The organism is Clostridiales bacterium, from assembly GCA_025757645.1.
GTDB lineage: Bacteria > Bacillota > Clostridia > Oscillospirales > Oscillospiraceae > CAG-103.
This window is the reverse complement of sequence record CP107216.1, coordinates 1206028-1221372: the sequence shown is the minus strand read 5'-3', so window position 1 is coordinate 1221372 and position 15345 is coordinate 1206028. Positions and strand designations below refer to the sequence as shown.

12 protein-coding genes are annotated in these 15345 nt (G+C 62.5%); 1 reads left to right on the top strand and 11 read right to left on the bottom strand.

Translation table 11 applies throughout. From position 1 onward, the window contains the following. Window positions 1–118: 118 nt before the first annotated feature. Window positions 119–484, top strand: coding sequence for a GIY-YIG nuclease family protein (locus OGM61_05715; GenBank protein ID UYI83370.1), 366 nt, complete (start codon window positions 119–121; stop codon window positions 482–484). A gap of 39 nt (window positions 485–523) precedes the next feature. Here the strand turns inward: OGM61_05715 and OGM61_05710 are convergent, their stop codons facing one another. The 11 genes from OGM61_05710 to OGM61_05660 all read right to left on the bottom strand — a co-directional run bounded on the left by OGM61_05710 (window position 524) and on the right by OGM61_05660 (window position 15294). Continuing rightward, window positions 524–1135 (bottom strand): cytidylate kinase-like family protein, encoded by a 612-nt coding sequence (locus OGM61_05710; GenBank protein UYI83369.1) that lies wholly within the window; start codon window positions 1133–1135, stop codon window positions 524–526. Between the two features lie 19 nt (window positions 1136–1154). Beyond that, window positions 1155–4040: an S-layer homology domain-containing protein gene (locus OGM61_05705; protein ID UYI83368.1), complete on the bottom strand. Its 2886-nt coding sequence runs from the start codon at window positions 4038–4040 to the stop codon at window positions 1155–1157. A 105-nt stretch (window positions 4041–4145) separates the two neighbouring features. Beyond that, window positions 4146–8111, bottom strand: coding sequence for a PolC-type DNA polymerase III (locus tag OGM61_05700; GenBank protein UYI83367.1), 3966 nt, complete (start codon window positions 8109–8111; stop codon window positions 4146–4148). 7 nt (window positions 8112–8118) lie between these two features. After that, the gene (gene ispG, locus OGM61_05695) at window positions 8119–9171 is read right to left on the bottom strand and encodes a flavodoxin-dependent (E)-4-hydroxy-3-methylbut-2-enyl-diphosphate synthase (GenBank protein ID UYI83366.1); all 1053 of its coding nucleotides are present in this window, start codon (window positions 9169–9171) and stop codon (window positions 8119–8121) included. Between the two features lie 68 nt (window positions 9172–9239). Next, complete coding sequence (locus OGM61_05690) at window positions 9240–10286, bottom strand: site-2 protease family protein (protein ID UYI83365.1); 1047 nt, start codon at window positions 10284–10286, stop codon at window positions 9240–9242. A 12-nt stretch (window positions 10287–10298) separates the two neighbouring features. Next, window positions 10299–11447, bottom strand: a complete 1149-nt coding sequence (gene dxr, locus OGM61_05685; protein UYI83364.1) for a 1-deoxy-D-xylulose-5-phosphate reductoisomerase — start codon at window positions 11445–11447, stop codon at window positions 10299–10301. Between the two features lie 12 nt (window positions 11448–11459). Then, window positions 11460–12290, bottom strand: coding sequence for a phosphatidate cytidylyltransferase (locus tag OGM61_05680; protein UYI83363.1), 831 nt, complete (start codon window positions 12288–12290; stop codon window positions 11460–11462). Window positions 12291–12330: 40 nt separating this feature from the next. Continuing rightward, window positions 12331–13065, bottom strand: a complete 735-nt coding sequence (gene uppS, locus OGM61_05675) for a polyprenyl diphosphate synthase (GenBank protein UYI83362.1) — start codon at window positions 13063–13065, stop codon at window positions 12331–12333. 99 nt (window positions 13066–13164) lie between these two features. After that, window positions 13165–13719 (bottom strand): ribosome recycling factor, encoded by a 555-nt coding sequence (frr, locus tag OGM61_05670; GenBank protein UYI83361.1) that lies wholly within the window; start codon window positions 13717–13719, stop codon window positions 13165–13167. A 35-nt stretch (window positions 13720–13754) separates the two neighbouring features. Beyond that, window positions 13755–14474 carry a UMP kinase gene (gene pyrH / locus OGM61_05665; GenBank protein ID UYI83360.1) on the bottom strand — a complete coding sequence of 240 codons (720 nt, stop codon included), beginning with the start codon at window positions 14472–14474 and terminating at the stop codon, window positions 13755–13757. Window positions 14475–14580: 106 nt separating this feature from the next. Continuing rightward, the gene (locus tag OGM61_05660; GenBank protein UYI83359.1) at window positions 14581–15294 is read right to left on the bottom strand and encodes a GntR family transcriptional regulator; all 714 of its coding nucleotides are present in this window, start codon (window positions 15292–15294) and stop codon (window positions 14581–14583) included. Window positions 15295–15345 lie beyond the last annotated feature (51 nt).

Here is a 15345-nt window from a genome sequence, read left to right as displayed (position 1 = left end):
AATATTTGCAGCCGAATTCGCGCTTTTGCACAATGCGGCAGAGGCGCGCGTTTGAAAAATTGACAGTTTTGTGCTATGCTCTTTTCACGCATTTTACACGGGAAACGGGGACTTTTTCATGGATAAGCGCCACTATGTCTATCTTCTGCGCTGCGCAGACGGCTCGCTCTACACGGGCATGACGCCGGACATTGCGCGCCGCCTGCGGCAGCACGTCGCGCGTCTGCCCGGCTGCGCGAAGTACACGCGCAGCCATCCGGTCACGGCGCTGGCGCTGCTGCTGACGACCGACACCGCCACGACCGCCCGGCAGCTCGAGGCGCGCATCAAGCGCCTGACGCGCGCGCAGAAAGATGCGCTCATCGCAGATCCGGCGTGCCTGCCCGACCTCTGCCCCGCTCTGGCCGGGGCGGATATCCGGCCGGTGCCGGACGCAAAGCTCGCAGACCATCTCCCCGACATGACAAACCCGGCAGACGCCTGAGCGTCTGCCGGGTTTTCCTTATATCATGATTCCGCTGATTCAGCGCAGACCGCGCAGCTCCAGATAGCGGAGCACGAGCTTGGCAACGTCGCTGATCTCCAGCCCGTCGGTATTGACGCACAGGTCATAGGCCTGCGCATCGCCCCAGCGCTTGGAGGAGAAGAAGTTATAGTACGCCGCGCGCTCCTTATCCACCTGGCGGATGCGCTTTTCCGCTTCCGCGGGCGTGGTGTTCGTGCGTGCACTCTCGCGGCGGATGCGGGCAGCCAGCGGCGCGTGCACAAACAGGTTCACGAGCGCAACGTTCGGATCGTCGCGCAGGACATAGTCCGCGCAGCGGCCGACGATGACGCACGGCTCGCGCGCGGCGATCGTGCGGATGACCTCCGACTGCGCCTGAAAGATCTGCACCGGGAACGGCTGCTCGTCGGCGACAACACCGCCGCCCGTCACGAGCGAATACAGGAAGCTGCCCGGACGGTGCTCCTCATGCGTCTCGACAAAGCTCTTGGCAAAGCCGCTCGCTTTCGCCGTCTCGTTGATGAGTTCCGAGTCATAGCACTTGACATCCAACGCCGCTGCCAGTTCGCTGCCGAGCTGGCGGCCACCGCTGCCGTTCTCTCTTCCGATTGTAATGACAAGATTGGCCATGGTATGATCTCCTCCTGTTTTATTTTCCCGTGACGACGGCATTGACGCGCCACTGGTCAAAGCGGTGCAGGATCGCTGCCGCCTCGGCGCGCGTGGCAACGCCCTGCGGGCGCAGATACGTCGCGTTTTCATCCTGCACACCTTTAATAAGTGAGTTGGCAACGGCCCAGCCCATCATGGTCTGCGCCCAGGACGAAACGCTCCCGCCGTCCGCAAACGCGCTCAGGTCGGCGACCGCCATGGTGTTGTAATCCATGAATTCGGCATAGCCGTAGAACATTTTCGTCATCTGCTCGCGCGTGACGTTTTGTGCGGGGGCAAATTGCGTCGGGCTCGTGCCGTCGACGACGCCGCAGTTATACGCCCAGATGACGGCGTCCGTGTACCACTGACCGGACGGCACATCCGTGAACGGTGCGGTCATGCCCGCCACGCTCGGCGAGCCGTTCATCCGGTAGAGCACCGTGACAAGCATGGCGCGGCTCATCACGGCATTGGGCGAGAACATCATCGTTGAGGTGCCGACCATGAGCTTGTTCTGCGTGACATAGGCCACGTCCTCATAGTACCACGCGGTGCTGCGCACGTCGCGGTAGGGATTTTTCCATGTCTCGACCGGTTCGGTCTTGGGGAGGAATTCATAGCGCAGCTTGGCACAGCGCTGGCAGGTGTAGGTGATCACGCCGACGGTCTTGCTGGTCGGCTCCTGCCGTGCAGTCTCAGCCCATGCGTGGCCGAGCGCGGGCACATAGCTGCTCTCTTCAATATACGTATCGCCGCAGGCGCAGGTGTAGCGCGTGTAGCCCTGCTGCTCACAGGTCGGATCTATGACCGTGGGAATGTGGTTGTGCACATGATCCAGCTTCTGGATCGCGGCATCCTGCCGCTCGCCGCAGACCTTGCAGATGCGGTGCTGCGCGCCGTCGGTCTGGTCCGTGGCCTGCTTGTCCACAATCCAGTCGCCCCAGTCGTGGCCCTTTGCCGGGATGCGCACCAGATGCACATCCCCGCACCGGCCGCAGACATAATACTCCGTGCCCGGCTGCGTGCAGTCTGCTTCTCTGCTTTTTTCCGGCTTGAGCTCGTAATTGTGCCGCAGCGGATCGATAATCTCCGTATAGGTGTCGCCGCAGCGGGAGCAGTTATATTCCTTCAGGCCGCTCGTGGTGCAGGTCGGCTCGACGATCGTGCGGATGCCGCTGTCGCCGCTGTAGTCATGGCCGAGCGCCGGCGTGCGGCTGCCCTCGACGATGTAGTGCTCGCCGCACGGCAGACCCGCCTTGTTGATGCAGCGGTACTCCGTGTAGCCCTGCTCAGTGCAGGTCGGCTGGACGACGTGCTTTTTCATGGTGTGCTCGTGGTGGTCGCTCGGGATGGCATACGTCTCCACCTCACCGCAGCGCATGCATGTGCGCTGCTTGATACCATCCCGTTTGCTGCCGGCTTCCAGAAGGACATCCCAGTCGCTCCAGTCGTGGCCGAGCGCCGGGGTCTTTTTCTCATACCAATAGTCGCACTGCGTGCACATGTAGCGCTGATAACCGTCCTGCGTGCAGGTGGCATCGTGCCCGGAAGAAACCAGCTTGTGGCCGGTCATGGGCAGCACGACCCGGTCGGTCGCGCCGCAGTCCTTGCACACAGAGACAATGGAGCCATCCACCGTGCAGGTGGGTTCGGTGCGGGTCGTCTCCCAGTTATGGTCATTGAGATAGGCGAAATTGATATGGAAGCCCGTATCCGTGCGCGTGATCTGCGCATCGTAATGCTGCAGCGTCGTTGTCGTCAGGACATAGGTGATCTCGTTGCCGTAATCATCGTGGATGGGCAGGTTGTCAAAGACGGCCTGTCCGTCCTCGGGATCGGACGAATGGTGCGCCACGACCACGGCATCGTTGTTGCGGCTCAGCTCCATGTACACGCTCGTCGGCCGGTCCTTGGTATAGACCTCATCGGGTGCGATCTGCTCGTTCGTCCACTCGAACGTGACCGTGATCGAGCGCAGCTCGCTCGGGTCGGCCGTTTTGTAGTGCAGCGTGTGATCGAGCCGCAGCTTGCCGTTTTCCACGTCGGGCAAAATGCGCGCGCCGTCCTTAATGATATACGCCACCGAAGCGTCGGACGCCGTGCGCGTCTGGATGTAATACGATTTGCCATACGGCACCGTGCCGAAACCGACGAAGCCATAGGCGTCGGACACGGCCGTGCGCTCGATGTGCTTGCCGTTGTCGGACGTGCCGGTGAGTTCAAACGTCACACCGGCCGGGATCGGCGCGCCGGTCTCCGCGTCGACGGCATAGAACCACGCGACGTCGGACGAGGCGCTCAGCGGCGTGGAGGCCAGCGACGGCTTTTCATCCTGCAGGTAGTCGAACGTGGAGTACATCGTCGGCGACCAGCTCTTGTTCTTGAAATTCGTGACGAGCTGCGACTTGTCGCCGTTGGACTTGCGGATCTCCAGTTCCTCGAGCAGCGTCGTCAGGTACGCCGTACCGCCGCGCGTGACGGTGAACGAAATGTTCGCCATGGTCTGCGGCGACGTGGTGGCAAACTCGCCGCCCTGCGATGTCGTGAACGTATCGTGGAACTCAAAGTCGCCCGCGTTGTTTTTCGTCGAGGGCGAGGTCATGTTCGGGAACTTGCAGCCGTCGGCATTGACCGACAGGCACTGGCTGTCATACAGCACATGGCCCGTAATCTCGTTGACGGAGCCGGATGTCAGCCGGAACCAGTAGGTATACGAAAAAGTATCGCCGACATGAAATGTCCGCGTTGCGCCGGAGCGCGTGTAGACGACCAGCTCGTCGCCGGTGTCCGCAGGCGTGTCACCGTCAGCGGCGAACGCCTGCAGGCCGCAGACGGACACGAGCATGACCAGCGTCAGCAGCAGCGCCAGGAAACGTTTCATTGCATTACCTCCTCTTTCGGTCGTGCCGAATCGTACAGGGATACGGTTTTATCATATCAGGGATTTGCGCATGATGCAAACAAAAGTTGCAAAAAAATGACGAATTTAAAACAGACTCATCTGGCTGCTGTCCGGCATCTCGCCGAGCGCGCCCATGGCGCGCAGCTGCTCCAGGTGCGTCTGGCTGACCTTCGGGCAGGCAGCCGAGAGCTCCTCGACCGACACGAACTCTCGCCCGTCGGCACGGCAGGCCACGAGATTCCACGCCGCGCTCTCACCGAGACCGGAGATGGCCACGAACGGCGGCAGGAGCTTCCCGTCGCGGATGAGGAACTTCGTCGCGTCGCTCTCATAGAGGCTCATGGGCGCGAACTCAAAGCCGCGGAGGTTGAATTCGTACACGGCCTCCAGCGTCACGAGCAGGTCCTCCTCCTTGGCCGTGAGCGTGGGCTTGTTGCGCAGCTCGTTGATCTTGCGGCGGGTGTAATCGAGGCCGCGCGTCATCATGTCGGCGTCGAACGAATCCTTCTGGCTGCGGCGATAGAAATATGCGCTGTAAAACGCCAGCGGCTCGTGCACCTTGAACCACGCGATGCGAAACGCCATCATGACGTAGGCCACCGCGTGCGCCTTCGGGAACAGGTAGGCGATCTTGCTCAGGGACGTGATGTACCACTCCGGCACACCGTGCTCCTGCATCGTCTCGACCCAGCCGTCCTGGAAGCCGCCGCGCTTGACCTTGCCCTTGCGGACGCTCTCCATGATCTTGAACGAGAGCTTGGCGTCCATACCGCGGCTGATGAGGTAGAGCATGATATCGTCGCGGCAGCCGACCGTCTGGTTGACCGTCGCCGTGCCGGACATGATGAGATCCTTCGCATTGCCGAGCCACACGTCCGTGCCATGCGAGAACCCGGACAGACGCACGAGGATGTCAAAGCCCTTCGGCTGCGTGTCGACGAGCATCTGGCGCGTGAAGCCCGTGCCGAACTCCGGGATGCCAATCGTGCCAGTCTTGCCGACAATCGGGTCGTCGTCCGTCAGGCCGAGCGGCGCCGCGCTGCAGAAGATGCCCATGGTGTCCGGATCGTCGAGCGGGATCTCGCGCGCGTTGACGCCGGTCATGTCCTCAAGCATGCGGATCATGGTCGGGTCATCGTGGCCGAGCTCGTCGAGCTTGAGGAGGTTCGCCTCCATGCAGTGGTATTCAAAATGGGTGGTGATGATGTCGCTGTTCGGATCATCGGCCGGGTGCTGCACGGGGCAGAAATCCGTGACGTCCTTGTCCTGCGGGATGACGACGAGGCCGCCGGGGTGCTGGCCGGTCGTGCGCTTGACGCCGACGCAGCCGAGCGCGAGGCGGTTCATCTCCGCCTTCGGCAGGGTCTTGCCGCGCTCCTCGAGGTACTTGAGGACATAGCCGTAGGCCGTCTTTTCCGCCAGCGTGCCGATCGTGCCGGCGCGGAACACGTGATCCGAGCCGAAGAGCTCTTCGGTGTATTTATGCGCCTTGGCCTGATATTCGCCCGAGAAGTTCAGGTCGATATCGGGCACCTTGTCGCCGCCGAAGCCGAGGAACGTCTCAAACGGGATGTCGAAACCGTCCTTGCGCAGCTTCGCCCCGCACCTGGGGCACACCTTGTCCGGCATATCCGCGCCGCAGCCGAAGCCCGCGCCGGAGTCAAAGTCCGTATACTTGCACTGCGGGCAGACATAGTGCGGCGGGAGCGAGTTGACCTCCGTGATGCCGGAGAAATACGCCACGAGCGACGAGCCGACGCTGCCTCGGCTGCCGACCAGATAGCCATGCTCGAGGGAGTTGGCGACAAGTTTCTGTGCGCTCATGTAAATGACGTCATACCCGCGCGAGAGAATGTCGTGCAGCTCGGTCTCGACGCGGTCGGTGATGAGCTTCGGCGGGTTTTCGCCGTAGATGGCCGTCATCTTGCCATAGACCAGGTCTTTGAGCTGCTGGGCTGAGTTTTCGATCTTCGGCGGGTAGAGATCCTTCGGCAGGAGCTCGAACACCTCGACGCTGTCGGCAATGGCGTTCGTGTTCGTGACGACGACCTCCTGCGCCTTTTCGGGGCCGAGGTAGGCAAATTCGTCGAGCATCTCCACCGTCGTGCGGTAATAGAGCGGCATGGCCTTGTCCGCGTCGGAGAATTTCTTGGCCGCCAGCAGGATGCGGCGGAAGATCTCCTGCTCGGGATCGAGAAAATGCACGTCGCACGTCGCCACAACGGGCTTGCCGAGCTCCTCGCCGAGCTGCACGATGCGGCGGTTGAGGTTGCGCAGGGATTCCTCGCTGCGCACGGTGCCGTTGTCGAGCAGGAAGTGGTTATTCGCCAGCGGCATGATCTCGAGATAGTCGTAAAACGACGCGATGCGCTTGAGCTCCGTGTCGCTCTTGCCGCGCAGCACCGCCTCGAACACCTCGCCCGCCTCGCAGGCCGAGCCGATGATGAGGCCCTCGCGGTATTCCATAAGCAGGCTCTTGGGGATGGTGGGGTTGCGCTTGAAATACTTCAGATACGACCGGGAAATGATCTCGTAGAGGTTTTTCAGGCCGGTCTTGTTTTTCACCAGAATGGAGATGTGGTGCGTGCGGCGCTTCTCCTTCAGGCCGCCGCGCACGAGATCGTTGAAGTCGCCGATCGTCTTTGCGCCCTTCGCCGCGAGCATGGGCAGGAACTTGTCCATGATGCGCGCCACGACCATTGCATCGTCGCACGCGCGGTGGTGGTTGAAGTCCGGCAGGCTCAGGCGGTTCGAGACCTGGTCGAGCTTGTGGTGCTTGAGATCCGGCAGCAGGTACTGCGCGAGCACCAGCGTGTCGAGATACACCGGTTCGAACGGGATGCCCGCCCGGCGGCAGGCCGCGCTCATGAAGCCGGTATCAAAGTCGGCATTGTGCGCGATGATCGGCCGTCCGCCCGCAAAGTCGAGAAACTGGCGCATGGCCTCCGCCTCGTCCGGCGCGCCGGCCACATCGGCATCCGTAATGCCGGTCAGGCGCGTGATCTCGGCCGGGATGGGCATGTGCGGGTCGACGAACGTGTCAAACTCCGCCTTGATCTCGCCGCCGGAGAAGAGCACCGCGCCGATCTCCGTCATGCGGTTTGTGTCCAGGTGCAGGCCGGTCGTCTCGATATCGAAGGCGATAAACTCCGCGTCGAGCGGCAGGTCGCTCTGCCCGTGCACGGCGAGCGTGCCGTCCACGTCGTTGACGAGGTAGCCCTCCTCGCCGTAGATGATCTTCACGCCGTATTTCTTCGACGCCTTCCACATATCCGGAAACGCCTGCGCCACGCCGTGATCCGTCACGGCGATGGCCGGGTGGCCCCAGTAGGCCGCGCGGGCCACGAGGTCGGCGGGGTCGGAGATGGCGTCGAGCGCCGAATAGCGGGTATGTAAGTGCAGCTCCACGCGCTTTTGCGGCGCGTTGTCGGGGCGGATGACCTTCTCCCCCTGCACGATGTTGCGCGGCTCGAGCACCATGTCTTCATCGTATTTGCTGTAGTTGATCTTGCCCTGCACACGCAGCCACATGCCCTCGTGGATCATGCCGACGATGCTCTGATCGTCGTCCGAGCGCAGAAAGCGCGACACGCGCACGCTGCTTGTGCTGTCGGTCATGTCAAACGAGAGCACGGCCGAGCCGTACTTTGCAATCTCGCGGCTGTTGACGGCAAACACCTCGCCCTCGAGCGTGACATTGCCGCTCTCGAGCGTGAGCTCGTTCATGGGCGTGATGTCCGAGCGCTTCGGAATGGGCTTGCCCATGAGGACCCTAGCCTTGGCCTTCTTCTCCTCTTTTTTCTGCTCCGGGGCGGGATATTCCGCCTGGATCTGCACGCCGCGCAGCCGGAACTGCGCCGCGAGCAGCTGCTCGATATTCGTGCGCTCGACCGGCGCGGGCATACGCGCAAACCACGTGTGCAGCTGCATCGTCATGCTCTCGCGCTCGATGAGCACGTCGAGCACCTCGGCCTTGTCGAGTCCGCCGCAGCTATCCTGCAGGGACACGCAGTCCGGGAACATATCGAGAAACGGGATCTTTTCGCTCATAGCTTCCTCACTTTTCGCTCAGGATCAGGTCCACCAGCGCATCGGCCAGCTTGTCCGCGGGGTACTTGCCAAGGATCTCGCCGCGGCGAAACAGCAGGCCGCAGTCCTTGCCGCCGGCGATGCCGTAGTCCGCCTCGTGCGCCTCTCCGGGACCGTTGACGACGCAGCCCATCACGGCGACCGTGATCTCGCGCTCCAGCCCCTGAAGCCGCTGCTCGACCTCCTGCGCGAGCGCGATGAGGTCGATCTGCGTGCGGCCGCACGTCGGGCACGAGACGAAGCGTACGCCCTCGCGGCGCAGCCCGGCCGCCTTCAAAATGGCGATGCCGGCGCGCACCTCCTCCACGGGGTCGGCCGTGAGCGAGACGCGGATCGTATCGCCGATGCCCTCGGACAGCAGCGTGCCGATGCCGACGGCGGAGCGGATGATGCCGTTGTAGGCCGTGCCGGTCTCCGTGACGCCGACGTGCAGCGGATAGGGAAACCGCTCGGCCGCGAGCCGGTAGGCCGCGATCGTCAGCGGCACGGTAGAGCTCTTCATCGACAGGGCGATGTCGTCAAAATCATACCGGTGCAGCAGGTCAATGTGCCCCTGCGCACTCTCGACGAGCGCCTCCGGCGTCGGGTGACCGTACTTTTCGAGCAGACGCTTTTCCAGACTGCCGCCGTTGACGCCAATGCGGATGGGGATGCCGCGCTCCCGGCAGGCCTCGGCCACCTTGCGGACATTGTCCGGCTCGCCGATGTTGCCGGGGTTGATGCGGATCTTGTGCACGCCGGCCTTCGCCGCTGCGAGCGCAAGGCGGTAGTCAAAGTGGATGTCGGCCACGACCGGGATGGGCGAGGCGTGCACGATCTCGGGCAGGGCATCCGCCGCGGCCTGATCCGGCACGGCAAGGCGGATGATCTCGCACCCGGCGTCATGCAGCCGGGTGATCTGCTCGATGGTCGCGCGCGCGTCCGATGTGTGCGTGTTGCACATGGACTGCACCGCGACCGGGGCGCCGCCGCCGATGGCAACGGGGCCGACATGGATCTGTTTTGTCTGGGTTCTTTTCATAAACACTCCTGTATCTCCGAGAAGCCTGAAAACGCACAAAAGCCCGAGGCGGAAAGATCCGCCCCGGATCAGGTGACAAGTTTGGAAATGTCGTTATACATGACGTAGGCCATCAGTGCCAGCAGCAGCACCAGCCCCGCCGTGTGGATATAGCCCTCATATTTGGGGTCGATCTTTCTGCGGCTGATCCGCTCGAGCATCCACGTGACGAGCAGGCAGAACACGCGCCCGCCGTCGAGCGCCGGCAGCGGCAGCATGTTCATGACCGCAAGGTTCACGGCGATGAACGCCGAGAAATAGGCGATGTTCGAGAAGGCGGCCGCCTTCGTGGCCGACTCCTTGCCGACCTCGTTCATCATGCTCACGATGCCGACCGGGCCGGACAGATCCTTGACGCCGACTGCGCCCGCGAACAGATCGCTCAGCCCCATCCAGACCATGCGCACGAAGTCCATCGCGCTGTACCACGTGGTCTGGAGCTTGGCGCCGAACGTCGCCGGCTTCGTGCCGAAGTAGAAGCCGTACATTTTGCCGTCCTGCCCCGGATACTCGCGCGCGACGAGGTAAAAATCGTTGAGCGCGACCTTTTCACCGTCACGCTTGACGACGATGTCATGCGTGTCGCCGCCGCGGGCGAGATATTCACTGACATTGGTCGTAAAATAGATGCGGTGTCCGTCGATGCTCCAGATCGTATCGCCCACCTGCAGGGCGTTCTCCCCCTGATAGGGGCAGCCGTCCATGAAGTCCGTGAGCGTCGGCGTGGAAAAGCTCTTCGCCTGCGCGAACACGATCAGAAGCAGTAGCAGACCGAACACAAAGTTCATGAACGCACCGGCGCAGAGGATCAGAAACCGCTTCCATGCCGGCTGGCTCGTGAACGCGCGCGGGTCGTCGATCGCCTCGTCCTCGCCCGCCATGGCGCAAAACCCGCCGATCGGCAGGCAGCGGACGGCGTAGAGCGTCTCCCCCTTCTGCTTTTTCCAGATGGCGGGGCCCATGCCGATGGCGAACTCATCCACACGCACCCCGCACGCCTTGGCCACAAGGAAGTGGCCGAGCTCGTGCACGGCGATGAGGATCCCAAAGACGAGAATTGCGAGCAGAATATACATGCAGGTGTCCTTTCAGAAATGGAAATATGACCGGACGAACGCGCGGGCCTCCTGATCGGCCGCGCGGATGACGTCCAGATCGGGCGCTGCGGCCGGCGTGATGGCATCCACCGCCGCCGCCACGCTCTCATAAATGGAATGATACCCAATTTTATGGTCCAGAAACAGGTGCACGGCGACTTCGTTGGCCGCGTTCATGACCGTCGGCGCAGTGCCGCCGGTGCGCGCGCACTGCATGGCGAGCGCAAGACACGGCAGCGCCTCGAGATCGGGCGCGTAGAAATGCAGCCCGCCGGGATAGGCCGTGAAGTCCAGCCGGTCGCTGCGGCTGGGCTTGCGCTCCGGATACGTGAGCGCATACTGGATGGGCAGGCCCATATCCGGCACGCCGAGCTGGGCGATGACCGTCCCGTCAAGCAGCTCGACCATCGAGTGCACGACGCTCTCCGGGTGGATGAGCACCTGGATATCGTCCGGCGTGACGCCGAACAGGTGCATGGCCTCGATGAATTCCAGGCCCTTGTTCATCATGGTCGCGGAGTCTACGCTGATCTTCGCGCCCATGCTCCAGTTCGGGTGACGGACAGCCATCTCGGGCGTGACGTCGCGCGTTTGTTCGCGTGTCCAGCCGCGGAAGGGGCCGCCGGAGCCGGTGAGCAGGATCTTGTGCAGCTCGCCCTCCCGGCCGGTCAGGCACTGGAAAATGGCCGAGTGCTCGGAATCGACCGGCACGATCTCCGCACCGCATTCTCTGGCGCGGCGCATGACGATGTCGCCCGCGCACACGAGCGTCTCCTTATTGGCCAGCGCGATGCGCCGTCCCTTTTCAATGGCCGCGAGCGTCGGCCGCAGACCGACCGCGCCGGACACCGCCGTGACGACGGCGTCCGTATCGGAGATGACCGCCGCCTCGCACAGTGCGTTTTCTCCGCCGCCGACGGCGATGTCCGTATCGGCGAGCGCGATGCGCAGCGCCTTGGCAGACGCCTCATCCGTCACGGCGACGAACGCCGGATGCAGGCGGCGCGCCTGCTCCTCGGCGAGCTGAATGTTGCGGTTCGTCGTCAGCGCACGGACGTTCAGCCCCAGATGCTCCGCGACGGCAACGGTCTGCCGGCCAATACTGCCGGTAGAACCGAGAATGGAAATCGAATGTACCATAGTTATGCTCCTTTACTGCGCCACGACCGCGATCGCCGGTGCCAGCAGCACCAGCAGCTCAAGCATGGGCGCGGTGAAGATGGTGCTGTCAAACCGGTCGAGCATACCGCCGTGACCGGGCAGCAGATTGCTGTAGTCCTTCACGCCGTGCTCGCGCTTGATGGCGGAAAACGCCAGGTCGCCCGTCTGTCCGGCAAGGCTGCCGAAGAAACCGTAGATGGCGAGCAGACCGATCTGCACGCGGTAGCCGCACAGGTGCAGTACGAGGCCGTAGAGCATGGCCGCCGCGATCGCGCACACAAAGCCGCCGACGCAGCCCTCGACCGTCTTATGCGGGCTCAGCGCCGGGGCGAGCTTGGTCTTGCCCAGGCTGCGGCCGACGAAAAACGCGCCCGAATCGCTCAGCCACGTGATGACGAACGGCAGCAGCAGGTACGGCGCTTTGGGGTCGTTCAGGCCAAGGCGCACGAGCGACGAGAGCATCCACGGGATGATAATGCCCGCCGTGAACACGAGCGCCAGATCCTGAAACGGGATGCGCTCGGACTTGTGAAACGAGATCATCATCTCGACGAACATGGTCACGAACAGCACGTAGGCCGCGATCTTGAACACGAGCTCAGACTTTCCGAACGCCGCGCCGAGCACGATGGCCGCGCCGCACACGCCGGCATACACCGCAAAGCGCGGCACGAACTTCGGCATGGCCGTGTGCAGCAGCTCCCAGGCGCAGAACGCCGCCATGATGGCCACCACGATGCCCCAACCCCAGATCGGGGTGAAGAAGATCACGGCCAGCAGCGCCGGGATGCCGATGGCCGCAACGATCAGTCTGTTTTTCATGATTGGTCCCTCCCGTTTGTCTTTCTCTCGGGTGCAGCGGTCATTTCACGCCGCCAAAGCGCCGGTCGCGCCGCTGGAACTCCGCCAGGGCCGCGTCCATGTCGCGCTCGGTAAAGTCCGGCCAGAGCACGTCGGTGAAATACAGCTCCGAGTACGCGCCCTGCCAGGGCAGGAAGTTACTCAGGCGCTGCTCTCCGCTCGTGCGGATGATGAGGTCGGGGTCCGGAATGCCGGCCGAATACAGATAGCCGCTGAACACATCCTCCGTGAGCTCCGGCGCGGTACCGGCCTTGTAGGCCTCGGCATACCGGCGCACGGCGTGCAGGATCTCGTCGCGGCCGCCGTAGTTGATGCACAGATTCATCTGGCAGCCGTCGTAGTGCGTACTCTTTTCCTCGGCCGCGGCCATGAGGCGCTGCAGCTCCGGCGAGAGGCCGGACCGCTCACCGAAAAAGCGCATCTTGAACTTGTCGCGCTCCATGATCGAAAGCGCTTCCTTCATGTATTTATCGAAGATGCTCATAATCGTGCGCACTTCCTCGGGCGGACGGCGCCAGTTTTCCGTGGAAAAGGCGTAGACCGTGAGGTATTCGATGCCGATGGCCTTGCAGTAGTTGCCGATGCGGCGAAACGCCTCCGCACCGTAGGCATGGCCGGCCGTGCGCGGCAGGCCGCGCTTTTTGGCCCAGCGGCCGTTGCCGTCGAGGATGATCGCCACGTGGCGCGGCAGGCGCGAGAAATCCACCTGCGGCGCGGTCGTCTTATCGTTTGCCATAGTTCCTCCTGCGCCGCCCGGATCGGCGGCGTCTGTAGACAGGATATTCAAACGGGGGGATGAAAAATCCCCCCGTATCACATTTGCGGGTGCGGGCGCTCAGATCTCCATGAGCTCCTTCTCTTTTTCGTCGGCGATGCGCTCGACTTCCTTGATGTAATCATCGGTCAGCTTCTGTAGATCCTTCTCGATGATCTTGAGGTCGTCCTCGGTGATCTCGGACTTTTTCTTCTGCGCCTTGAACTTGTCCATCGCGTCGCGGCGGATGTTGCGCACGGCGACCTTGGCCTCTTCGCCGTACTTCTTGACCTGCTTGACGAGGTCGCGGCGGCGCTCCTCGGTCAGCGCGGGGAAGATCAGGCGGATGGTGCGGCCGTCGTTCTGGGGATTCAGGCCCAGATCCGACGCCAGGATGGCCTTTTCAATGCCCTTGAGCACGGATGCGTCCCACGGCTGGATGAGCAGCGAGCGGGCGTCCGGCGTGCTGACGGATGCGATCTGCTGGATGGGCGTGGGAGAGCCGTAGTAATCGACCGTGATGCGGTCGAGTACGGCGGGGTTGGCCTTGCCGGCGCGGACGGAATCATACTGCTCGGTGAGGACCGAAGCGGTCTTTTTCATTTTGGACTCAAACTCGGTATAATCGGTAGACATGATGTATCCTCCTTATCGGGTTTTCAAATTTGATTTTATTTGGTCACGACCGTGCCGACGGACTCGCCCATCACGGCACGGACAATATTCTGCGGATCAGCCAGCGCGAAGACGACGACCGGAATGTCGTTTTCCATGGCCAGCGACGTCGCCGTCAGATCCATGACGGCCAGATGCTTTGCCAGCACCTCGTCATAGGTGATGGCGTCGTACTTCACGGCACCGGGATCGACGTGCGGATCGGCGCTGTAGACGCCGTCGATGTTCTTGGCAAGCAGGATCGCGTCCGCGCCGATCTCGGCGGCGCGCAGCACGGCGGCCGTGTCGGTCGAAAAATACGGGCAGCCGCTGCCCGCGCCGAAGAGCACGACCTTGCCCTCTTCCAGATGCGCCACGGCGCGCTCCCAGGTATAGTGCTCGGCAAATGTCGACATTTCGACGGCCGTCTGCACACGCACGGGGATGCCCTTCTGCTCCATGACGTCAGACACGGCCAGACAGTTCATGACGGTGGCGAGCATGCCCATGTGGTCGGCGCGCGAGCGAGCCATCTTGCCCTCGCCGTTTTTCACGCCGCGCCAGAAGTTGCCGCCGCCGATGACGACGCCTACCTGCACGCCCAGTTCGGTGCAGGACTTGATGACATCGCACACCTGCCCGATGACGCCGAAATCCAGCCCCGTCTTCTGCTCGCCGGCCAGCGCTTCGCCGCTGATCTTGAGCAGGATGCGTTTATATTTGGGTCCTGTTTCCATAAAACTACCCCTCACTTTTTCATATTCGTCGTTTTATTGTAATATAAAACCGCCCGGATGAAAAGGGGGTATTTGTGAAAAGAGCGAAAACAATCGCCCGCCGGCTTCACACGTCCACGAGCCGGGAGACGAATTCGTCCGTATTCGTATCGAAGAGTGCGATGGCGCCCTCGGCGTCCCCCTGCGTGACGAAATAGAGAAAATCCTCCAGCACATCGCCCGCGGCGCGCGGCCCGACCGAGCGCACCCACTGCGCCCAGAGGACGATATTCACATCATGGAAACCGTTGACGATGAGCGGCACGACGTTGTTGCCGCTCTTAAAGCAGATATACCGGTGGAACGAACAGGCCAGCTCTGCGAGCTTGTCCACGTCCGCGCGCGGCTGCTGCGCGGCCTGCCGGAAATCACGGATGATCGTGCGCAGCACCGCAATATCATCGTCCGTGCGCTTGGGCACGAACAGCCGCACCGCGAGCCCCTCAATGACATTGCGCGTCTGCAGCAGCGACGCCGTCGTCGCCATGTCGAGCTTGCCGTCGCGGTATTTTAATATGGAGATGAGCGTGTCCACGTTGCCGCACTCGGCCCAGTCGGCAACATACACCCCGTGCCGCGGCGACACGCGCAGAAAGCCCATCCGCTCCAGATTCTTGATGCCGGCGTGCACGGCGCTCTTGCTGATGTGCATATTCTCGGCCAGCTCCGCTTCCGTGGGCAGCTTTTCCCCCGGCTCCACCTGGCCGGAGAGGATCATGCCCTGGATCTGCCGCTCGAACAACTCCGTGATTGTTGGCGCAACGATGGTCTGAAAACGCATACGCAGTCCTCCTTGTATTTGTGATTGAATCAGAATCACAAGAAAATAGTA

Excerpts from the sequence above, each read along its gene's own strand:
- ispG (UYI83366.1), bottom strand. The coding sequence starts at position 9,171 with ATGAAAAGAACCCAGACAAAACAGATCCATGTCGGCCCCGTTGCCATC.
- frr (UYI83361.1), bottom strand. The coding sequence starts at position 13,719 with ATGTCTACCGATTATACCGAGTTTGAGTCCAAAATGAAAAAGACCGCT.
- OGM61_05660 (UYI83359.1), bottom strand. The coding sequence starts at position 15,294 with ATGCGTTTTCAGACCATCGTTGCGCCAACAATCACGGAGTTGTTCGAG.
- OGM61_05710 (UYI83369.1), bottom strand. The coding sequence starts at position 1,135 with ATGGCCAATCTTGTCATTACAATCGGAAGAGAGAACGGCAGCGGTGGC.
- dxr (UYI83364.1), bottom strand. The coding sequence starts at position 11,447 with ATGGTACATTCGATTTCCATTCTCGGTTCTACCGGCAGTATTGGCCGG.
- uppS (UYI83362.1), bottom strand. The coding sequence starts at position 13,065 with ATGGCAAACGATAAGACGACCGCGCCGCAGGTGGATTTCTCGCGCCTG.
- OGM61_05715 (UYI83370.1), top strand. The coding sequence starts at position 119 with ATGGATAAGCGCCACTATGTCTATCTTCTGCGCTGCGCAGACGGCTCG.
- OGM61_05690 (UYI83365.1), bottom strand. The coding sequence starts at position 10,286 with ATGTATATTCTGCTCGCAATTCTCGTCTTTGGGATCCTCATCGCCGTG.
- OGM61_05680 (UYI83363.1), bottom strand. The coding sequence starts at position 12,290 with ATGAAAAACAGACTGATCGTTGCGGCCATCGGCATCCCGGCGCTGCTG.
- pyrH (UYI83360.1), bottom strand. The coding sequence starts at position 14,474 with ATGGAAACAGGACCCAAATATAAACGCATCCTGCTCAAGATCAGCGGC.
- OGM61_05700 (UYI83367.1), bottom strand. The coding sequence starts at position 8,111 with ATGAGCGAAAAGATCCCGTTTCTCGATATGTTCCCGGACTGCGTGTCC.
- OGM61_05705 (UYI83368.1), bottom strand. The coding sequence starts at position 4,040 with ATGAAACGTTTCCTGGCGCTGCTGCTGACGCTGGTCATGCTCGTGTCC.